Origin of the sequence: Rhodococcus sp. EPR-147, assembly GCF_001647185.1 — a bacterium.
Taxonomy (GTDB): domain Bacteria; phylum Actinomycetota; class Actinomycetes; order Mycobacteriales; family Mycobacteriaceae; genus Rhodococcoides.
Genome location: NZ_LVCU01000163.1, coordinates 1 through 20,884 on the forward strand (window position 1 = coordinate 1; position 20,884 = coordinate 20,884).

Sequence of the window (20,884 nt, forward strand, 5' to 3'; positions counted from 1 at the left end):
GCAGGTCGTCATCGAGTACGCGGGTGCGTACGCGCGAGGTCTGGAAGACTCGGGCGTCAAGCCGGTCATCAAGCATTTCCCCGGGCACGGTTCGGGATCGGGCGACTCGCACACCGGCGCGGTGACGACGCCGTCGCTCGACGAGTTGAAGGCCAAGGATCTCCTGCCGTTCGCGGCATTGAACAACACCGGCGTCGGCGTCATGGTTGGGCACCTCGATGTGCCGGGACTGACCGAGCCGGGTGTGCCGGCGAGTATCAGCCCGGCCGCGATGGCGTTGTTGCGCGATGGCGTCGGATACGGTGCCGCACCGTTCGACGGCCCGATCTTCACCGACGACCTCAGCGGCATGGCGGCGATCACGGCGAGGCTCGGGATCGTCGACGCGGTCGAGGCGGCGTTGGTTGCGGGAGCAGATGTGGCGCTCTGGCTCACCACCGATCAGGTGCCCGCGGTGTTGGACAATCTCGAAGACGCGGTGGCGACGGGACGCCTCGACGCGGCGCAGGTGGACGAGGCTGCGGCGACGGTTGCCCGGTTCAAGGGGGCGTGCGGGGCCTGATTGTGCGGTACTGGACCTTACTGTGGAGTAACGTCTAGTACTTCGTACGTATTGGAGGGTCCATGGCTGGCGGCACCAAGAGATTGCCCCGCGCCGTCCGCGAGCAGCAGATGCTCGACGCGGCGGTGGATGTGTTCTCCGACAACGGTTTTCACGAGACGTCGATGGATTCGATCGCCAAGAAGGCGGCCATCTCCAAGCCGATGCTCTATCTGTACTACGGGTCGAAGGACGAGTTGTTCGCGGCGTGTATTCATCGCGAGGGCGTCAAATTCGTCGAGGCCCTGACTCCTGCTGCAGACCCGACGCTGACGCCGCGCGAGCAGCTGCGCAAAGCGCTGATCGGCTTCCTGGGATTCGTCGGCGAGAACCGGAAATCGTGGATGGTGCTCTACCGTCAGGCGATCGGCCAGCAGGCGTTCGCCTCGCAGGTGCAGAGCAGCCGGGATCGGCTGATCGAGCTGACGGCCGGTTTGCTCGCCATGAGCACGAGGGATCCGGAGCAGTCGCAGAATTTCGGGCTGATGGCCGTCGCGTTGGTCGGGGCAGGCGAGGCCGTGGCCGACCGCGTGGCGGGCGGCGAAATCGAGGTCGACGCCGCAGCGGACCTGTTGGAGAACCTGGCCTGGCGCGGCCTGGCGGGCAAGAAAACAGCCGCAACCTAGTACTGGCCGCCCGGGTCGTTCCGCAGGCTCCACTCCTGCTGCCGAACTCGAAGTCATGGACCGAAATCCGAGGAAATCGGTCCACAACTTCGAGTTCGAGGGTGAGCCGGTTACCTCAGGGTGCCCGTCAGATGCGGGTAGCCCTTCTTCGGGTTCTTCAGCGACAGGTCCCAGCCGGTGCCGACGGCATCGGCGTAGGCGTTGACCGTCGCGGGCAGGACGATCGGCTTGCCGAAGCGGATGCTGTAGTTCACGGCCTCCGGAATTCGACCCTCGACGGTCTGCAGGACGGCTGCCGCGCTCCACATTCCGTGCGCGATGGTCTTCGGGAACCCGAATGCCTTTGCGCCGAGCGAGGATACGTGAATCGGGTTGCGGTCTCCGGAGATGGCCGCGTACCGGCTGATGATCCGCTGATCGACGCGCAGGGTGCGGGTCGGGGGCGGCGGGACCTCGTCGGCGGGCGGTGCCTCACGGGGTCCACCGGACAGCGAAGTCTTCTGCAGGCTCAGGAAGCTCGAGGTCTGCTTCCAGACCAGTTCCCGTCCCACTTTGACCTCGCTGATCAGGTCCACCAACAAACCCTTGCGATGCTCGCGCAGATTCTCCGCGTGCACTCGGATGTCCAGCGGTTCGGACGCGGAGATGCCACGGAACTGCTCGATGACGTTCTCGGCGTGTACCGAACCGATGGCCGCGAACGGAAAGCCCTTGGACACCATCAGTTTCATCACCGTCGGGAAGACGAGGGTGAAGGGGTAGGTCACCGGGAGCTGATCGCCGAATCGCAGCCCCGTCGCCCGGCAGTACCCGGCGAGGTTGTCGGGGTCCACCCGCAGGCCCTTGAGTTCGTACACCGTGTTCGGCACCGACGACGACCGGGATCCGAGGAACGGCAGCGCGCCGAGCGCAGCCGAGGTGTAGATGTCGGAGGTCTTCGGCTGCGCGGTGAGCGTGACGGTGCTCATGCGCCGAGCAGGCTCTGGCCGCACACGCGCACGACCTGGCCGGTGACGGCGTTCGATGCGGGAGAAGCGAAGTACGAGACCAATTCTGCGACGTCCACGGTCTCGCCGCCCTGCAGCAGCGAGCTCATGCGGCGTCCGGCCTCACGGGTGGCGAACGGGATCGCAGCGGTCATCGCGGTCTCGATGAAGCCGGGGGCGACAGCGTTGATGGTGATGTTCTTCTTCGCCAGCACCGGCGCGGACGCGTGCACCAGGCCGATGACTCCGGCCTTGGAGGTGCCGTAGTTGGTCTGGCCGCGGTTGCCTGCGATGCCTGCGATGGAGGAGACGTCGACGACGCGGCCGCCCTCCTTGAGTGCGCCGGATGCGACCAGCTCGTCGGTGATGCGCTGCGGGGCAGCAAGATTGACGCCGATGACCGAGTTCCAGCGGGCGTCGTCCATGTTGGCGAGGGTCTTGTCGCGAGTGATGCCTGCGTTGTGCACGATGATGTCGGCTCCGCCGTGGCGCTCGAGCAGGTGCTTCGAGAGGACCTCTCCGGCGTCGGGGGAGGTGACGTCGAGTGCGAGCGAAGTGCCGCCGACCTTGTTGGCCGTCTGCGACAGTGCTTCTCCGGCAGCGGGAATGTCGGCTGCGATGACGGTCGCTCCGTCGCGGGCGAGGACCTCGGCGATGGTGGCACCGATGCCGCGGGCCGCTCCGGTGACGACGGCTACCTTGCCTGCGAGCGGCTTGTCCCACGAAGCCGGTGCCTGCGAGTCGGCGTCTCCGACGGTGATGACCTGGCCGTCGACGAAAGCGGACTTGGCCGAGAGCAGGAAGCGGAGGGTGGATTCGAGGCCGGACAGGCCGGTCGACGCCTTGGGGGAGATGTAGACGAGCTGCGCCGTGGCACCGCGCTTGACCTCTTTGCCGACGCTGCGGGTGAAGCCTTCGAGGGCGCGCTGAGCGATGTGCTCGTCGACGCTCGAGGTCTCCTCCGGCGTCGTGCCGATGACGACGACGCGAGCGGACGGTGCCAGGTTGCGGATGACCGGCTGGAAGAACTTGAAGAGCTGCTCGAGCTCGGCGACATTGCCGATTCCGGTGGCGTCGAACACCAGTCCACCGTGCTTGTCGTCGTGCGGCTGCGACTGCGGGTAGTCCGACAGCAGCTCACGCAGCGGCTCGACGAGGCGGCCACTGCCACCGATCAGGACCGGTCCGGCCAGCGGCGGCTCGCCTGCCTTGTAGCGGCGCAGCTTCTCGGGCTGCGGCAGGCCTGCCTGCTTGGCGATGAAGGCTCCCGGCGCGGACGCGAGGAACGTTGAGTAGAGATCTGGGGCTCCCTTGGAGGCTGCCACTGTCGTACCTTTCATTCAGCGCTGCTCGCTCGAGGAGCGAGGCGCACGACCGGGTGTCGACAACCAACTTACTCGCCAGTAAGATGAAACTCCACCAGGGCCTTTTTCGACGATGTTTGGAGACGTCAGTGACAAGCAAGCAGCTACGACCGGTCGCAATCGTCGGTGGCAACCGCATTCCTTTCGCGCGCTCGGACAAGAAGTACGCGCTGGCGTCCAACCAGGACATGCTCACCGCGACCATCGACGGGCTGGTCTCGCGATTCGGTCTGCAGGGCGAGCGCCTCGGTCTCGTCGCCGCCGGTGCCGTGCTCAAGCATTCACGCGATTTCAACCTCACTCGCGAGGTCGTCCTCGGTAGCGCGCTGAGCCCGTACACCCCGGCCTTCGACATCCAGCAGGCCTGCGGCACCGGCCTTCAGTCGATCATCGCCGTCGGCGACGCCATCGCGTCGGGTCGCATCGATGCCGGTATCGGCGGCGGTGTCGACACCACCTCCGACGCTCCGATCGGCGTCAACGACGAACTGCGCGAGTTCCTGCTCTCCCTGAACCGGGCCAAGAGCACCACCGACCGCATCAAGCTTCTCGGCAACGTCCGTCCCGGCATGCTCGGCATCGAGATCCCGCGCAACGGTGAGCCACGTACCGGCCTGTCGATGGGTGACCACGCCGCCATCACCGCCAAGGAATTCGGCGTCCGCCGCGAGGACCAGGACGAACTGGCCGCAGCGAGCCACAAGAACATGGCTGCCGCCTACGACGGCGGCTTCTTCGACGATCTGGTGACGCCTTTCCTCGGCCTGACCCGAGACGACAACCTGCGTCCGGGATCGACCGTGGAGAAGCTCGCGACGCTCAAGCCGGTCTTCGGAACCAAGCTGGGCGACGCCACCATGACGGCCGGTAACTCGACGCCGCTGACCGACGGTGCGTCGGCTGCCCTGCTGTCGAGTGACGAATGGGCCGCCGAGCGCAACCTGCCGGTGCTCGCGCATCTGGTCGATTCCGAAACCGCCGCAGTCGATTACGTCCACGGCAACGGATCGTTCAAGGACGGCCTGCTGATGGCTCCGACCTACGCGATTCCGCGTCTGCTCGCGCGCAACGGCCTGACGCTGCAGGATTTCGACTACTACGAGATCCACGAGGCGTTCGCTTCGGTGGTGCTCGCAACTCTGCAGGCTTTCGAGAGCGACGAGTACTGCAAGGAGCGGCTCGGCCTCGACAGCGCGCTCGGTTCCATCGATCGCAGCAAGCTCAACGTCAACGGCTCCTCGCTCGCAGCGGGTCACCCGTTCGCCGCGACCGGCGGACGCATCGTGGCCTCGCTGGCGAAGATGTTGGCCGAGAAGGGCTCGGGCCGTGGCCTGATCTCGATCTGCGCGGCCGGTGGCCAGGGCGTCACCGCGATCATCGAGCGCTGATCACTGCAGCTTCGGCTGCTCACGAATCGGGGGACACAGGGTCGGCGGATCCGGTAATCGAGGGGTTTTCGGATCTGCCGACCACGACATGAAAAAGGGGCACGCATCCGCGTGCCCCTTTCTCGTGTGATCAGCCGGGTATGCCGCTTTCCGGCGGGGTCGATTCTTCGCCGGTGTATTCCTCCACAGCCGAATCGCCGATGTCCGTCTGCAGTACCGGAGTCAGGTACTCGGGCACTCCGCCGCGGATCTGGAAGACACTGGCACCGGAGATACCGAGGTGACTGTCTTCCGAGTACCGGAACGGAGCCAGCTGCGGTCCCTCGAAGTCCATTCCGCCGTCCTGGATGGCTGCGACGATGCCCTCACGGGTGGGATTCTCGCCTGCCGCCTCGAGTGCCTGCACGAAGGCGTAGGCCTGGCTCAGACCGTAGATCCGGTAGTTCGTCAGTGGATCACCGGTTCCGTTCTCCGCCCACACCTTCTGCCACAGTTGGGTCCACGGGTTCTCCGGAGAGTCGACGCCCGGGATGTACTCCAGCGAGATCATTCCTTCGAGCGACTGTGCGCCGTCGGTGACCGCACCCTGCGAGAAGCGGCCCAGCAGTGAGCCGACGAGGTCGACGTCGGAACCGATCGAGCTGTAGAACCACTCGGGGTCGTAGTTGAGCCGCATGGCGGTCAGCTGGCTCAGCGCGGTGTACGAGGGCACGTTGAAGCCGAGGACCAGATCGGCTCCGGCACCTTGCAGGGCCGCGATCTGAGGTGCGACATCGGTGTTGCCCGAGGTGTAGCGCACGACCTCGACGATCTGGTCGTCGAGATACTGGCGAACCGCTTCCTCACTGTCTCGGCCGAGGTCGTCGTCCTGGAGGAACAGTCCGACCTTGGCGTCGGGCCGGTTCTTGGTCACCCAGTCGCCGATGATCTTGCCCTCGACCTGGTAGTCGGGCTGCCAGCCGAAGGTGTTGGGGTACTTCTCTGGATCGTTGCCCCACATGATCGCGCCGGAGGAGACGAACAGGTCCGGCACACCCTCCTCGTTGAGGAAGTCGATGACAGCGCTGTGGGTCGCGGTGCCGAGTCCGCCGACGACGGCGAACACCTCGTCCTGCAGGACGAGTTCGTTGACGACCTGGGTGGTGGTGGTCGGATCGTACGAATCGTCTCGAACCACGTACTCGATCTGCCTGCCGTTGATGCCGCCCGCGGCATTGACGTAATCGAAGTAAGCCTGTGCGCCCGTGGGGATTTCGCTGTAGCCGGGAGCCGCGACCCCGGTCAACGGGAAGTGGGCACCGATCTTGACCGACGTGTCGGTGATGCCGACCGTCGATCCTTCCGAGGACTCCGTCGCCTCGTCTCGGCCACCTGCACCGCACGCCGCGGCCAACGAGACGACGGCGACGAGCGCGGTCGTTCTGAACGCCACCGATCCGAACTTTTTCATTTCATTCCTTTTCTGGTTGTACGTAACTTGCGATACGTGCCCACCAAACCCAGTGGGGCGAACAGGATGACGAGGACGGTGAAGATTCCGGTCACCAGTGGTGCGAGTTCGGCCGATTGCAGACTGCTCAGCCCCAGATCGAGTCCGAGGTTGGTCACCACCGGCGGGATGTAGGTCAGCAGAACGGCCCCGATCAATGCGCCGGACAGGGTTCCCAGTCCACCGATGACGACGGCGGAGAGCAGGGTCAGCGAGAGGGTGAGGGTGAAGCCGCTCGGTGCCGCGATTCGGGCCGACATCGCCAGCACTGCACCGCCCGCGCCGGCACAGGCCGCACTGACCACGAACGCGAGGATGCGTGCGCGGCCCAGGTCGATACCGGACAACTCGGCGGCGACCTCGTCGTCTCGGACGGCCCGCCAGCGACGTCCGATGCGGCTCGACGAGATGTTGGCCAACAGGAAGAACACCAGCACGAGCAGTATCCAGCTGACGTACGCGACGAATTTCGTTCCGCTGAGCTCGTTTCCGGTGACGAAGAACATCATGTCGTCGATCAGCTCCGGCACTTTCGGTGCCGGGACGACGAGGCCTTGTTCGCCGCCGAGGTAGTCCGAGAAGTACAGGGCCAGGCCCGGTACGGCGACGGCGAGCGCCAGCGTCGCACCGGCCAGGTACGGCCCGTGCAGTCGGGCGGCGGCCACTCCGACCACGATGCCCACCACTGCCGAGATCACGGTGGCGGCAAGCAGGACGAGGGGTACCGACCATCCCGAATCGTTGGCGCGCAGCATCAATGCTGCGGTGTACGCACCGACCGCCATGAACGCGCCGTGCCCCAGGGACAGCTGGCCGCTCAACCCGGTCAGCACCGTCAGTCCGCCGGCAGCGATCGCCAGGTAGGCGACGGACGTGAGTTGGCTCTGACGGAAGGTGCTCAGAGATTCGAGGGCGAGCACGATGACGACGAGTCCGATGACAGCGCCCAGGAAGTGGCGTCGAACCGGTGTTGCGGTGAGGCGAGTGAGAGTCGCGTTCATGTCATACCCTCCTGGCCGCGGAGCCGGCGAAGAGCCCGCTCGGTCGCAGCAGAAGCACGACGATCAGGATCACCAATGCCGCGCTGGAGACCAGATCCTGACCGAGATAGCCGCTGACGAAACTGAGACCGATGCCCATCAACAGTCCGCCGACCACTGCGCCCGCCGGGCTGTCCAGTCCGCCGAGAACTGCTGCGACGAAGCCGAATACGACGATCGAGTCCATGTAGCCCGGATGTACCAGCGAGCCACCTGCGATGAGCAGCCCCGCCAGCGAACCGACCACTGCGGCCAGGGCCCAACCGAGAGTGAGCATTCGGCTCACGCGGACTCCGAGGAGTTTCGCGACCTCCTGCTCGAAGGCGCTCGCGCGCATCTTCAGTCCCAGATCGGTGAACCGGTAGAGCAGGATCAGCAGTCCCAGGACCACGAGGACGGCGATGATCTTGAAGATGTCGTAGCCGGTCAGCGCTACGTTCATGTCGCCGATCCGCTGCCCGGTGAGGCCGAACGGTGCGGGGAAGGAACGGAATTGGTTGCCGAAGATGATGGCGGCCACCGCGTGGATGATGATGAACAACCCGAGCGTGAGAATGACCGGGTTGATGTGCGACGAGCTGTCGACGAACCGGATGACGAGTCGCTCCGTCAAGGCTCCCAGGAGCAGGCCGCACAGCAGCGCGACTGCGAATCCGATCCAGTAGGAGTAGCCGGCGTCGATGACGACCAGTGCGACGTAGGTGGTGATCATGGCCATCGGGGCCTGGGCGAAGTTGACGATTCGGGTCGATCGCCAGATGAGGACGAGGGCGAGCGCGAACGCGGCGTAGATCATGCCTGTCGTCACGCCGTTGATGAGGATGGTGAGCAGTTGTTGCACTGTGGCAGGCGTCCTTTCGGCTCTAGAACCCGAGGTAGGCGTGTCGGAGGGCGTCGTCCCCGGCCAAGGTGTCGGCGGGACCTTCCACCGCGACCTTGCCCAGATCCAGGACGACGGCGTGTTCGGCGATCGACAGCGCGCTGCGAGCGTTCTGTTCGACGAGAACGACGGTCATCGACTCGGAGTCGACGAGCCCGCGCAACGTCTCGAATATCTGTGCGGCGACTTTGGGTGCGAGTCCGAGAGAGGGCTCGTCGAGCAGAAGCACCGACGGTGTCGCCATCAGTGCTCGGCCGATCACGAGCATCTGCCGCTCTCCGCCGGACAGGGTGTGTGCGGAGGACGTTCGACGGCCGGTCAGGGGCGGAAACATGTCGTAGATGCGGTCGAGGGTGACGGCGTCGTGACTTCGGTTGCGTCCCATCGCACCGAGTCGAAGATTCTCGTCGACGGTCAACTCGGCTATGACGCCACGTCCCTCGGGAACGTGCGCAAGACCTTTGCGGGACATGCGATCCGGTGCCACGCCGACTATGTCGGCCCCGGCGAGTTCGATCCTCCCCGATACCGGTTTGAGCAATCCCGAGATGGTCCGCAGCAGAGTGGTCTTTCCTGCTCCGTTCGCGCCGAGTACGGCGGTGACAGCTCCGGCCGCGACGGTCATCGACACCGAGTCGAGGGCGGTGACCGGGCCGTAGCGAACGGTCAGATCGGTGATTTTCAGGTGTGCCGCGTCAGTCTTCATGTGCCACTTCGTTTCCGAGATATGCCGCCAGTACGGCAGGGTCCTCGCGGATCTGATCGGGCGTTCCCTGTGCGATGACCTTGCCGAAATCCAGCACGTAGATTCGGTCGCACACACTCATCACGAGATCCATGTGGTGTTCGACGAGCATCACCGATGTTGCGGGTCTTTCCGGTTCGGAATCGGTGGGTGCCGTTGCGAGCGATCGGATCTCGTCGCCGAGCTCGCTCATTTCGTCACTGGACAGACCCGAGGCGGGTTCATCCAGCAGGAGCAATGTCGGTGCGCTCACCAGGGCGCGTGCGAGCGCAACGCGTTTGCGCACCGCGTACGGCAGGCTCGGTGGCAATCGGTGCGCATAGCCGTCGATGCGCAGGCGTTCGAGAGTGGCCATCGCGGTGGAACGGACGGCGGCATCGTCGGAGGCGCTCGACGGTAGGCCGAGGAGGCCGGCGACGATCCCGGTGTGCGCTGTCCGGTCGGCACCGACCATGACGTTGTCCAGCACGGTCATCCGATCGAACAGTCCGAGTCCCTGGAGAGTTCGGCTCATGCCGAGCCGGGGAAGGTCGTGCGGTCGTAGCCGGGTCAACGGTTCGCCGAGTCGTCCGAGTGTTCCCGATCGGGGACGAACGAGTCCGCACGCGACGTTGAACAGAGTCGTCTTGCCCGCACCGTTGGGCCCGATGACGCCCAGAACTTCGCCGGGTCGCACCTCGAGACTGACTCCGGACAGCGCGACGATGCCGCCGAAGGACACCTCGATGTCCGCCATGGTGAGGACCGGGTCCTTCGTTCGAAGAGAGTTCAAGTGATCCACCTCACAATCTGTTGCGTTCACTATGGTGCGTTTCGCACAACGGGCGATATGGGCGCTGCGCACAGAATGTTTGGGTCCCTGGGCACCAGTAACGGTCAAATCGGCCTGTCATGTGGGCTCAGTGCGCAAAACTGTCCAGGTGGGTGCTCCCGATGGTCGACGCGCATCGGCGCGTTCGGCTGCCCGCGGAGCGGTGACGGACTCCGACCAGGAGAAAATTCGGAGTGCGTGGGCCGCGTTGACGCCACGGGCCGACGCGATCGCCGACTCCATCACGCTGGCGCTGATCGAGCAGGAACCCGCCTACCTGGCCAGTTCCACTCCGGACATCGCCGGCGAGATCAGGCGCAGTACCCGTGAGCACATCAATCAGGGCCTTCGCACGTTGTCGGGGCTACGTACCGCGAACGACAACACCCGTGAGGTGTGGCGTCGTACCGGCAGGGAGCGTGCACGCCAGGGCATTCCGATGGAGTTGGTGCTCAAGGCGTACACGCTCGGGAGTCGGACGCTGTGGGAGGAGTTGATGCTCGAGCGCGAGCAGCGTCGAACCAGGATCGACGAGCATCTGCTTCTGGTGGCCGGGCAACAGTTGTGGCGTGCGCTCGACAGTCAGTACGAGACTCTCGTCGAGGCATACCGTCAGGAAAGCGCCCGGATGCAGCAGCGGGATATCGCCAACGTTCTGGTGATACTCGACGGCCTCCGATCGGGGCGAGGTGGTGATCCGGCATTCGTCATGGAAGCTCGTGCCACTCTTGGCCTTTCGGCATCGCAACAAATTGCGTGTGTGGTCGGACCGCTGGACGATCAAGGGTCGCCGCCGCTCCCGGCACCCGAGGACGCGTTGGATCAGATCGGTGCGGTCTCGCATTGGAACACCAGGGACGGCCACCAGTTCGCGCTCGTCGCACTCGGAACCGGATCGTGGAACTCCGTCGTCGACGCGCTCGCTGCTCGGGCCGTCGGGCCGGTGGGGGTCGCGCATTCTCCGGAGGGTCTGTCGTCGTTCGCGGCGGCGTACCGCCTTGCGGCATTGACAGCCGAGACCATCACCGAGGACAGCGGCGTTGCCTTGGCGACGGACCGACTGCCCCGCGTGATCATGGCGGCCGACGACCAGTCGTCGGAGTTGCTGGTTCGCCACGCTCTCGGAAAGTTGTGGACGCACCCGGAGCCGCATCGAGGAACGCTGCTCGACACCCTCGCGCACATGCTCGCGTCGGACGGATCGCCCACCAACGCCGCCAAGGCGCTCTACTGCCACCGAAACACCGTGATCTACCGGGTTCACCGGATCGAGGAATTGACCGGGCACGATCTGACCGATCCGCGAGATCGGCTCTTGCTCACCCTCGCGCTGGTCAGGACGGGACATTGGGCCCGAGCCGTCGGGCAAGGGGACAGTTCGACGACCCGTGGATCATTCAACCGAATGAATTGACGAGACAATTTCGCAGTCGTTGTAACGAGGTGGCACAGCCTGCATATATTCCAGTTGGCTCCGTGCTGCTGCCTGACCCCCGACCCGGCAGCAGCGCGGAGCCTTTGTCGTTCCTGCGCCGATGGTCTCCGAGTGAGCGTCACCGTTCGGTTTGCGTAAGCTCGTGCCGGGGGTACGCCGTGCAGAAGGGCGGAACGAACAACCAACGGTGGTCCTGGAAGGGTCGAACGTGAGCGAGGGCAACAGGAGGTCGGGTGACGCACCCAACGGTGCCGAACCGAAACCCGACGTACCGCCGTACGACGCTCCCACCGAGGTCTTCGGCGCGATCGGCGACGAGGCGGCCGGTCCCGAACATGCATCCGCCGCCGAGCAGATCCCGGAAACGGAGCCCGAGCATGCATCCGAGGTGGAAGCCGACACCGCTGAGCCCGAGTCCGACGACACGGAATCCGCTGTCGCAGACCCGGCCGTCGACGATGTCGAGACCACCGAAACCGCCGCCGCTGAGGCTGGGGACGCGAAGCCCGATGCGGTCCCGGCCCCTGCACAGCCGCCCGCAGCCGACGAATCGCCGACGATCGCGCAACCCGTTGTTCCCGCAGAAGCCGATGTTCCTGCTGAGACCGTTGCTCCTGCGCAGACCGTTGTTTCTCCCCAGGCCGAGTCGCCGGTCCAGCCACCGGTGATTCCGCCGGAGGACGGAGCGCCGCAGGCCGCCGACGGGTCCGGGTTCGTGCCGCCGTGGCGGAAGATCGCGATCGGGACCGGCGCGGTGGTTGCGGTTCTCACGCTGCTGTATGCGGCGGATTGGATCACCTCCAGCGACCGAGTACCCCGTGGTGTGACCGTCGCCGGGATCGAGGTCGGCGGCAAGAGCCACTCCGACGCCGAAGAACTCCTGCGCTCGGAGCTCGGTGCGCGCGCCGAGCAGCCCGTATCGGTCGACGTCGGCGACCGGCAGGTCGAGGTACTGCCTGCCGCTGCCGGTCTCGGTGTGGACTGGAACGCCACGCTCGACCGCGCCGGATCGCAACCGATCAACCCGATCACTCGACTGACATCGTTCTTCGGCAGCCGCGAGATCGGCGTCGTGTCGACCACGGACGAGCAAGCGCTCACCGCTGCCGTCGATGGCCTGCGGGTCGAAACCGACCGCGACCCCGTCGAAGGCGACGTCGTGTTCGACGGCAGCACACCGATTGCCGTCGCGCCGTTGGCCGGTCGGATACTCGACGCCGACGGGACGCGTCGCAACCTGCAGACCGAATGGGCCTCGGGCGCAACGGAAGCGGTGTACGAGTCCACTCCCGTTACGGTGACCCAGGAAGCCGTCGACCAGGCGCTGGAGAACATCGCCGCACCTGCGGTGGAGGCACCGGTGATTGTCGCCGGTCGCGAGAACGTCGACGCGACGCTGCCGACGGATCGGGTGGGCGAGGTTCTCCGCTTCGACCCCGACGGCCAGGGCGGACTGACCCCGATCTACGACACCGACGTCGCCACAGGCATTCTCGCGCCGCAACTCGTGCGCACCGAGGTACCGCCGAGGGACGCGTCGTTCACCTTCTCCGGCGGTGCACCGACCGTCGTCCCCGGAGAGATGGGCGAGCTGGTCGAGTGGCGCAAGACCCTCGAGCAGTTGCCTGCCCTGCTGTCCGCTGACGGACCCCGCACCACCGAGGCGATCTACGAGCCGGCCCCGCCCGCTCTCACCACCGAAGCCGCGCAGAATCTCGGTGTGCGAGAAGTGATTGCCGAGTACACCACCGGCGGATTCGAGTACGCGTCGGGCGTCAATATCAGGCTGACGGCGCAGATCGTGAACGGTGCGCTCGTGAAGCCGAAAGAAACGTTCTCTCTCAACGAGTACACCGGTCCGCGAGGTACCGCGCAGGGCTTCGTCGAGTCGGGGATCATCGACAACGGTCGACCCGATCGCGCCGTCGGCGGCGGCATCAGCCAGTTCGCGACGACGCGCTACAACGCGTCCTACTTCGCCGGTATGGAAGACACCGACCACACCGAGCACAGCTACTACATCAGCCGATACCCCGAGGCGCGCGAAGCGACGGTCTTCGAAGGTGCCATCGACCTGAAGTTCACCAACCCGAACGACACCGGTGTGGTCATCCAATCGTTCGCCGATTCGTCCAGCGTCACCGTCCGACTGTGGGGAACCAAGACGGTCGACGTCGAATCGATCACCGGTTCGCGAACCAACTTCACCTCACCCGACACGGTGACACTGCCCGCAGGCGCAGGCTGCGTCGCGTCCGGTGGAGGTCAAGGATTCACCGCCAGTGACACCAGGGTGATCAGCGATGCCGCGTCGGGCAGGGAAATTTCGCGGAACACCCGAACGGTGAAATACGACCCGATCCCCATCGTTCGATGCGTTCAGCCCGATCGCCCGGCACCCGCGGCGGACCCGGCTCCGGAACCGGAAGAAGACGAGTGATGCTGCAACCGCGAGAGGGTCATTCGAATCACGTCGATTCGGACTGTAGCGTTGCCGCCCGATCGGGTGTTTGCTTGCAGTGGGTGTTCGCTCGTCGGAACTGTGCCCACGCGGGGTTGCATCACAAGATCGAAAGGGAGCTTCGTCCATGACGCTCACACGTACCGTCCTCGATCAGCAGACGCTTCGTGAGGCGTACGCGCAGTTCCCGAGCGGAGTGGTCGCGATCGCCGCGAAGATAGACGGCGTCCTGGTGGGCTTGGCGGCCAGCAGCTTCGTATCGGTGTCCATCGACCCGCCCCTCGTCGCGGTGTGCATCCAGAACACGTCGACGACATGGCCGAAACTCGAGTTGGCACCCAACATCGGCGTCAGCGTTCTCGGCGAGGCACACAACGACGCCGTCCGTACCCTGGCAGCCAAAACCGGTGACCGATTCGCCGGCCTCGACCTCACCGTCACCGACGGGGGAGCAGCCTTCATCGTGGGGGCCACCGCATGGCTCGACACCACCATCGAGCAGCAAATCCCCGCGGGCGACCACGCGATAGTGTTGCTGCGCATACATTCCCTGGACGTCCAGAGTGAAGTGAACCCAATCGTGTTCCACGGCAGCAAATTCCGCAAACTGCAGCAGTAGCGGCTGTTCCCTGTTCGGCTCCCCAGGTCCCCCGGGCTCCCCAGTCTTCGCCTCCCCAGGTCCCCCGGGCTCCCCAGTCTTCGCCTCCCCAGGTCCCCCCGCCTCCCCAGTCTTCGCCTCCCCAGGTCCTCTCGGCTCCCCAGGTCCCCCGCCTCCCCAGTCTTCGCAAAAGCGCGCGCGTTTGTTGAATGCGCGCGAATTGGTGGCCTGATCGGGGGCAATTCTGCGCGCACCTGACGGCTGCGCGCGCATTTGCGGGGTCCGGCGTTGGTTTCGCCCTTCGACGCTTCGTCGGGTCGGCCCGCGTGACGATGCACCGTCGGCCTGTTCCCTGTTCCCTGTTCCCTGTTTCCCGTGTTCCTGTGTTCCCTGTTCCCGTTCGCCTGCTTCGGTTCCCCAGTCTTCGCAAAAGCGCGCGCGTTTGTTGAATGCGCGCGAATTGGTGGCCTGATCGGGGGCAATTCTGCGCGCACCTGACGACTGCGCGCGCGTTGGCGGCTCCGGCGCCACAGCGAACTGGTACGCCCGTACCTGTATTCATCCACAGGTCCGAAGTTGTACACAGGCAGGTACTTTCGTCCTCGGATCGGTGCGCGCATGGTCGAGACTCGAAGGATGAGGGATGACCGAATGGTGCGACGCTCGGAGGCTCTTGCCGATGGCAATGCCGATCACGAGCTGCGAGCAATGTACGAACGCGGGGGCTGGGAGCGTTTGGTGAATGGCGTCTACGTTCCGACGTCGAGGCTGGCCGGCCTTTCGGGGCAGGAGCGGCATCGGTTGTTGATCGACGCCGTATTTCCGATGATTGCGGACGGCAGCACGGTGAGTCACCGTTCGGCGGCGCTACTGCACGAATTACCCTTGCCCACGGGCGGATTCGACAAAGTTCACGTCACCCGACGCCGCCGCGGCGGAGGTCGAGCGAATGCAGCGGTGATCGTGCACTGTGCGCCGTGGGTACCCAGCACCACCGTCGACGGAATTCCCGTGACCTCATTGGCGCGGACGGTTGTCGACCTTGCCCGTACCGAGCCGCTTCTGTCGGCGGTGATCGCAGGTGACTCAGCTCTGAAGCGCTGCGATCCGAAGGAGCTTGAGTCGGAGTTGCAGCGTGCTCGGGGATGGAAAGGTGTGGCGCAGGCGCGACGAGCCGTTTCCCTCATGGACGGGCGGAGCGAAAACCCCGGCGAGTCTCAGAGTCGAGTCATTCTGCGTGAGAGCGGATTCGACGTGGAATCGCAGGTGGAGATCCTGGATCCGGACGGGCGGACGGTGGCGCGGATCGATTGGCTGGTCAATGGCGTCGTGGTGTGCGAGTTCGATGGTAAAGCCAAGTACACCAAGTACCTACGGCAGGATGAGCACCCCGGCGACGTTGTGTTCAGGGAGAAGGTGCGGGAGGACGCGGTGCGCGATCTCGGCTATCCCGTGGTGCGCTGGACGTGGGCAGATTTGGCGAATCCGGCGGAGCTGGTGGCGCGCGTGGCCCGAGCTGTGGAGCGGGCTGCTGCCCTGCCTCCACCACGAGGGACGGTGCGGAGTACCTCGTGCGGCCCGCAAATGCGCGCGCATTCGCCGAATTCACTCGAAATTGCCTGAGTATTCGGCAGAATTCGCGCGCATCTGACAAACGCGCGCGCTTTTGCAACGGCTGGGGGTTTGCAACCCCGCTCATCTGACAAACGCGCGCGCTTTTGCGGCGGCTGGGGCTCGCACCCCCGCCTCCCAATCAAATGCGCGCGCTTTTGCGGCAAACCCGGGCCCCGCCGCGACACCACCGCCCCGGCGTACATATGACAACGGCCGCACTCGAGAACGAGTGCGGCCGCCGAAGAGTTCAGGGAATCAGAATGCTGCTTCGTCCAGTTCCATGATGTCGTTGTCGATGTTGGTGAGGATGGCGCGGGTCGCCGTGAGCTGCGGCAGGATGTTCTTGGCGAAGAACGAGGCCACTGCGATCTTGCCCTCGTAGAACGCCTTCTCCTTGCCCTCTGCGCCGTTGTCGAGTGCAGCGATGGCGATCTCGGACTGACGCAGCAGCAGCCAGCCGATGAGCAGGTCTCCGAAGCCCATGAGGAAGCGCACCGATGCCAGGCCGACCTTGTACAGCTCGGTGGGCTGGTCCTGTGCGCCCATGAGGTGCTGGGTCATCGAGGTGACGATGGCCTGAACGTCTTCGAGTGCGGTGGCGAGCAGTGCGCGCTCGGCCTTGAGGCGACCGTTTCCTGCTTCGCTGTCGATGAACGACTTGATCTGTCCGGCAACGTGAGCCAGGGCCACACCGCGGTCGCGGGCGATCTTGCGGAAGAAGAAGTCCTGCGCCTGGATGGCGGTGGTTCCTTCGTACAGCGAGTCGATCTTGGCGTCGCGGATGTACTGCTCGAGGGGGTAGTCCTGCAGGAATCCGGAGCCGCCGAGGGTCTGCAGGGATTCTGCGAGTACCTGGTAGGCGATTTCGGAGCCGACGCCCTTGACGATGGGCAGCAGGAGGTCGTTGACGCGGTACGCGATGTCTGCGTCTGCGTCCGAGACCTGCTTGGCGGTGACCGGATCCTGGTGTGCGGCGGTGTAGAGGTACACCGCACGCAGGCCTTCCGAGTACGCCTTCTGCATCATCAGGCTGCGACGCACGTCGGGGTGGTGGGTGATGGTGACGCGGGGAGCGGTCTTGTCGGTCATCTGCGTCAGGTCTGCGCCCTGGACGCGCTCCTTGGCGTACTCGAGTGCGTTGAGGTAGCCGGTGGAGAGGGTACCGATTGCCTTGGTGCCGACCATCATTCGAGCGTGCTCGATGACGTCGAACATCTGCGCGATGCCCTTGTGGACCTCGCCGACGAGCCAGCCCTTGGCGGGAATGCCGTTGCCACCGAAGGTGAGTTCACAGGTGGCGGAGGCCTTGAGGCCCATCTTGTGCTCGACGCCGGTGACGAATGCGCCGTTGCGCTCGCCCAGTTCGCCCTTCTCGAAGTCGAAGAGGATGGACGGCACGAAGAACAGGCTCAGGCCCTTGGTTCCGGGTCCGGCACCTTCGGGGCGGGCGAGAACGAGGTGGAAGATGTTCTCGAAGAGGTCGTCGGACACAGCCGAGGTGATGAATCGCTTGACGCCTTCGATGTGCCACGAGCCGTCGTCCTGCTTGATCGCCTTGGTGCGACCTGCGCCGACGTCGGATCCGGCGTCGGGCTCGGTGAGGACCATCGTGGCACCCCAGCCGCGCTCGACGGCTACCTTGGCCCATTCCTTCTGCTCGTCGGTTCCGTTGTGGTACAAGATGTTTGCGAATCCGGGGCCTGCGGAGTACATGAACGCGGCCGGCTGCGATCCGAGGAGCATCTCGTTGATGCCCCAGAGCAGGTTGCGGGGTGCTGCCATGCCACCGACTTCTTCGTCGAGGCCGACGCGCCACCACTCACCGTCGTAGAGCGCCTTGAACGACTTCTTGAAGGAGTCGGGCAGCTTCAGGCTGTGGGTTTCGGGATCGAAGACGGGCGGGTTGCGGTCGGCGTCCGCGAAGGACTCGGCCAGCGGTCCCTCGGCGAGGCGTACGACCTCGCGCAGCATGTCGCGGGCTACTTCACCGTCCATGTCGCCGAAGTTGTCGCCTTCGAGTGTCTCGTCGAGTCCGAAAAGCTCGAAGAGGTTGAACTCGAGATCCCGGAGGTTGCTCTTGTAATGGCCCATTGCTCGTTCGCTCTCCAGTCGGTGGTGCGGTCTCGTGAGTACCGCCCAAGTTAGCTACTCGTCGGTAACTTAACGGATATTACCCCCGATCCGGTTCGCTGCCAAGGGGAGGCCTACTCGCCAGTAGCAATGCGTCGATCGCTGTGCCGCCGGTCACGTCGCGATAGCGGTTTTCGGCAGTGAGGATGGTCAGTCCAGTACCGATGTCCGACGCCAAATCCTCTGGCGTGTAGAGGATCTCGGCTTCCTGTGGACCACCGACGCCGGAGTCGATGTTCGCGGAGTGGTGTCCGAGAATCATGAGGATTCCATCAGGTTTCAGCGCGGAAACGGCGACCGAGACGGCCTTCTGCCGTTCGTTCGGGGGCAAGTGGAGATAGAACATGAGAACCAGGTCATAGTTCGGTTCTGTTGACAACTGCGTCACATCGGCGTGGACCCAGGTCAGTCGCTCGCGGACCGACCTGGGTGCCGAAGACGCCACGTCGTTCGCCCTCGTCAGCGCCACCGAGGAGAAATCGACGGCGTCGACGGTCCAGCCGCGGGTTGCCAACCAGATCGCGTTGCGACCCTGGCCGGACGCGAGATCCAGTGCGCGACCTCGCTCGAGCGTCGTCGCGACTTCGACGAGCGTCGCGTTCGGTGCCTCGCCGTAGACGAGTTCTCGGCCTTCGTACTTGCGATCCCAGTCTGCGGCGTCCACCTTCGGAAGCCTAGTGGCGGTTCCTACAGCGTCGCGCGCAGCAGCAGCACGTTGTAGTTCTGGTAGACCGTCGCCACGAAATACAGGTCGCGGCCGGTCGAGTAAGGATGGATGTACGGCGCGTAGATGGAGCTGACCTCGCGGGTGTCGACCAGAACTTCCGGTGGGCTCCATGGCCCGACGGGTGACGGCGAGCGTCGCAGGACGATCGAGTTGGCGTTGTCGGTCGTCATCATCAGGTACTGACCGAGGGCTGCGTTGTACGCGACGGAGAGTTCACCGACGCCGCCGACGATGGGTGCGGCCGCGGCCGGGTCGCCCTTCTTCCAGTCCTGGCCGGTCCAGTACTCGTATTCGCCGAGCCGGGCGATGTCCTGTTCCTTGACGCGAGCGACGTGGCCGAGGTTGAAGCGGCCGGGCGGGGTGCCGTACTGGTAGACGTAGCCGCCGTCCTTCAGGTAGGCGCTCTGCTGGAAGTTGCGGTCGCCGCCGACGCTGGGCCGTTGGGTGTCCGGTAGCGCTGCCCAGTTCTCCCCGTTGTCGTTCGACACGGCCAGGCCGGAGAAGTTGGTCTCCCAGGTTCCCGGCGGTCCCCAGTTCTTCACGGACATCAGGTTGAGGTATTGACTGTCGCCGACGGCCACGCCTGCCGTCGGGATTCGGCTGATCTCGACGAACGGGATCTTGGGGCTGGGGACGACCTCTTTGGTCTGGCCGATCGGGTCGAGTACGACGCTGTCGAAGTTCATGCCGTCGGCGAGGTTGCGGTCGTTGCTCCGTACGATGGCGTTGCTGCGCCACGACCACAGGCTGCCCTGCAGCAGGTTGGGTATGCCGAGGCCGGCGGTATCGCCGAATGCCGTCAGCACCTCGCCGCGGCCGTTGTCCCACATGATGCCGAGATCGGTGCCGATCATGTTGACGTTCTGCGTGTTGTTGGGACTCGAGATACCGGTCACCTGAGCGACGGCTTGTGCGCGACCCTGAAGCTGCGGCAGCCCGAACGTGCCGTTGAGTCCGGCAATGGGATTGACCGCATTGGGATTTGCGAGGGCGTTGGGCCCGGTGACCAGCAGCGACGTGGCTACGGCCATGGTGGCAACGGTCAAGACTCTGGAACCCACGCGACGCACGACGATCTCCCCCAATTCGATCTCACTCCCCGGCAACCGACGAGAACCATATCAGCGGTTTGTTCGAGGCGGAATAAACCGAGCGATCCGCTGTTTCTGGGAATCGGGCGAATGCACCTCGGTGTCGTAATCTGGACAGCGTGAGTGATCTGCCCGATTCCCGGCTGGCGAGGGATTTGTCCGTCAGTGCAATGCGATTGAATCGGAGACTCCGACTGCGCCATTCCAGCGACAGATTGCCCGTCGCTCAGCTGTCGATTCTGACGACGTTGCTTCGTGAGGGTCCGATGACGACGGGGGAGTTGGCGGCGCGTGAGCGGATCAAGCCGCCGTCGGTGTCCAGGTCGTCGCACGCCTTGGTCGAGTTGGGTTTGATGAACCGGGAGCCGCATCCGACGGACGGCAGGCAGGTGGTTCTTCTGCTGACCGATGCGGGCACGGCGACTGCACGGCAGGAGGTTGCAGCTCGGGAAATCGCGCTGGCGGAACAATTGGACGAATTGACGCCGCAGCAGCGCCAGACGCTGGCAGCAGCGGCTCGTATTCTCACCGAGGTCGTCGAGCGGGTCGACTGAGCGCAGTCAGTTCTCGTGGTGAAGTTCGTGCTCGAGAGCCTCGACGTCCCACTCGATCGTCGACCCCAATTCCTCGGAGTCACCCCGGCGCGCGACGCGGCCGAGGACGGTGGCGACGACTGTCGCGAACACCATCCAGACGGCTACGCCTATCAACAACCCGGTCATGTCACACTTTCTAGCACCTGTGTCTGTGAAATAGCCGTGAAACGGTGGTTCGGCTTTGTTGCGATTCGATATTGGTCGCGTGCGGTCCGGCAATTCGGGCAGATCGAAGGTGCTGTTCCACAACGGATGTGGAGATTGCGGCCTCGATGCGGCATTTCGGTCGAAACAGACCTGAC

The 20,884-nt window shown here is 64.8% G+C and carries 19 protein-coding genes; 8 read left to right on the forward strand and 11 right to left on the reverse strand.

The features are described 5' to 3' along the window. Window positions 1–562 (forward strand): glycoside hydrolase family 3 N-terminal domain-containing protein (locus A2J02_RS08255; protein WP_331712139.1); only part of this gene is annotated, 562 nt, incomplete at its 5' end. A gap of 62 nt (window positions 563–624) precedes the next feature. Continuing rightward, complete coding sequence (locus A2J02_RS08260) at window positions 625–1,227, forward strand: TetR/AcrR family transcriptional regulator (protein WP_032377568.1); 603 nt, start codon at window positions 625–627, stop codon at window positions 1,225–1,227. A gap of 110 nt (window positions 1,228–1,337) precedes the next feature. Here the strand turns inward: A2J02_RS08260 and A2J02_RS08265 are convergent, their stop codons facing one another. Next, window positions 1,338–2,195 carry a MaoC/PaaZ C-terminal domain-containing protein gene (locus A2J02_RS08265; protein ID WP_068049153.1) on the reverse strand — a complete coding sequence of 286 codons (858 nt, stop codon included), beginning with the start codon at window positions 2,193–2,195 and terminating at the stop codon, window positions 1,338–1,340. Continuing rightward, complete coding sequence (locus tag A2J02_RS08270; protein WP_068049203.1) at window positions 2,192–3,538, reverse strand: 3-oxoacyl-ACP reductase; 1,347 nt, start codon at window positions 3,536–3,538, stop codon at window positions 2,192–2,194. Before A2J02_RS08270 ends, A2J02_RS08265 begins: the two co-directional genes overlap by 4 nt. An 83-nt stretch (window positions 3,539–3,621) precedes the next feature. Here A2J02_RS08270 and A2J02_RS08275 point away from each other — a divergent pair, with 83 nt between their 5' ends. Then, window positions 3,622–4,965, forward strand: a complete 1,344-nt coding sequence (locus A2J02_RS08275) for an acetyl-CoA C-acetyltransferase (protein ID WP_068049155.1) — start codon at window positions 3,622–3,624, stop codon at window positions 4,963–4,965. 130 nt (window positions 4,966–5,095) lie between these two features. On the opposite strand, the gene A2J02_RS08280 is transcribed toward A2J02_RS08275, so the two are convergent. From A2J02_RS08280 to A2J02_RS08300, 5 genes are read right to left on the reverse strand one after another with little or no spacing between them, the layout of a single operon-like run. Next, complete coding sequence (locus A2J02_RS08280) at window positions 5,096–6,415, reverse strand: ABC transporter substrate-binding protein (RefSeq protein WP_068049158.1); 1,320 nt, start codon at window positions 6,413–6,415, stop codon at window positions 5,096–5,098. Then, complete coding sequence (locus A2J02_RS08285; protein ID WP_068049160.1) at window positions 6,412–7,455, reverse strand: branched-chain amino acid ABC transporter permease; 1,044 nt, start codon at window positions 7,453–7,455, stop codon at window positions 6,412–6,414. Before A2J02_RS08285 ends, A2J02_RS08280 begins: the two co-directional genes overlap by 4 nt. Before the next feature lies 1 nt (window position 7,456). Beyond that, on the reverse strand, window positions 7,457–8,335 hold the full coding sequence (locus tag A2J02_RS08290; protein WP_068049163.1) for a branched-chain amino acid ABC transporter permease: 879 nt from the start codon (window positions 8,333–8,335) through the stop codon (window positions 7,457–7,459). A gap of 22 nt (window positions 8,336–8,357) precedes the next feature. Continuing rightward, window positions 8,358–9,080: an ABC transporter ATP-binding protein gene (locus A2J02_RS08295; protein ID WP_068049166.1), complete on the reverse strand. Its 723-nt coding sequence runs from the start codon at window positions 9,078–9,080 to the stop codon at window positions 8,358–8,360. Then, on the reverse strand, window positions 9,070–9,891 hold the full coding sequence (locus tag A2J02_RS08300; protein ID WP_231893768.1) for an ABC transporter ATP-binding protein: 822 nt from the start codon (window positions 9,889–9,891) through the stop codon (window positions 9,070–9,072). Before A2J02_RS08300 ends, A2J02_RS08295 begins: the two co-directional genes overlap by 11 nt. 148 nt (window positions 9,892–10,039) lie before the next feature. Between A2J02_RS08300 and A2J02_RS08305 the strand changes: the two genes are divergently transcribed. The 4 genes from A2J02_RS08305 (at window position 10,040) to A2J02_RS08320 (ending at window position 16,047) form a co-directional block, all read left to right on the forward strand. Next, window positions 10,040–11,344 (forward strand): PucR family transcriptional regulator, encoded by a 1,305-nt coding sequence (locus A2J02_RS08305; protein ID WP_231893769.1) that lies wholly within the window; start codon window positions 10,040–10,042, stop codon window positions 11,342–11,344. Between the two features lie 229 nt (window positions 11,345–11,573). After that, complete coding sequence (locus A2J02_RS08310) at window positions 11,574–13,805, forward strand: VanW family protein (RefSeq protein WP_068049206.1); 2,232 nt, start codon at window positions 11,574–11,576, stop codon at window positions 13,803–13,805. 148 nt (window positions 13,806–13,953) lie between these two features. Then, the gene (locus A2J02_RS08315; RefSeq protein WP_068049175.1) at window positions 13,954–14,445 is read left to right on the forward strand and encodes a flavin reductase family protein; all 492 of its coding nucleotides are present in this window, start codon (window positions 13,954–13,956) and stop codon (window positions 14,443–14,445) included. 630 nt (window positions 14,446–15,075) lie between these two features. Beyond that, window positions 15,076–16,047: a hypothetical protein gene (locus tag A2J02_RS08320; RefSeq protein WP_082898703.1), complete on the forward strand. Its 972-nt coding sequence runs from the start codon at window positions 15,076–15,078 to the stop codon at window positions 16,045–16,047. Window positions 16,048–16,293: 246 nt separating this feature from the next. Here A2J02_RS08320 and A2J02_RS08325 read toward each other — a convergent pair whose 3' ends face one another. The 3 genes from A2J02_RS08325 to A2J02_RS08335 form a co-directional block, all read right to left on the reverse strand. Further along, the gene (locus A2J02_RS08325) at window positions 16,294–18,129 is read right to left on the reverse strand and encodes an acyl-CoA dehydrogenase (RefSeq protein ID WP_068049178.1); all 1,836 of its coding nucleotides are present in this window, start codon (window positions 18,127–18,129) and stop codon (window positions 16,294–16,296) included. Between the two features lie 79 nt (window positions 18,130–18,208). Beyond that, window positions 18,209–18,832, reverse strand: a complete 624-nt coding sequence (locus A2J02_RS08330; RefSeq protein WP_068049181.1) for a class I SAM-dependent methyltransferase — start codon at window positions 18,830–18,832, stop codon at window positions 18,209–18,211. A gap of 23 nt (window positions 18,833–18,855) precedes the next feature. Then, the gene (locus tag A2J02_RS08335) at window positions 18,856–19,926 is read right to left on the reverse strand and encodes a DUF4185 domain-containing protein (protein WP_082898704.1); all 1,071 of its coding nucleotides are present in this window, start codon (window positions 19,924–19,926) and stop codon (window positions 18,856–18,858) included. Between the two features lie 179 nt (window positions 19,927–20,105). On the opposite strand from A2J02_RS08335, the gene A2J02_RS08340 reads away from it, so the two are divergent. After that, window positions 20,106–20,540: a MarR family winged helix-turn-helix transcriptional regulator gene (locus A2J02_RS08340; RefSeq protein ID WP_068049184.1), complete on the forward strand. Its 435-nt coding sequence runs from the start codon at window positions 20,106–20,108 to the stop codon at window positions 20,538–20,540. Window positions 20,541–20,546: 6 nt separating this feature from the next. Here A2J02_RS08340 and A2J02_RS28125 read toward each other — a convergent pair whose 3' ends face one another. After that, window positions 20,547–20,708 carry a hypothetical protein gene (locus A2J02_RS28125; RefSeq protein WP_176460173.1) on the reverse strand — a complete coding sequence of 54 codons (162 nt, stop codon included), beginning with the start codon at window positions 20,706–20,708 and terminating at the stop codon, window positions 20,547–20,549. Between the last annotated feature and the right edge of the window lie 176 nt (window positions 20,709–20,884).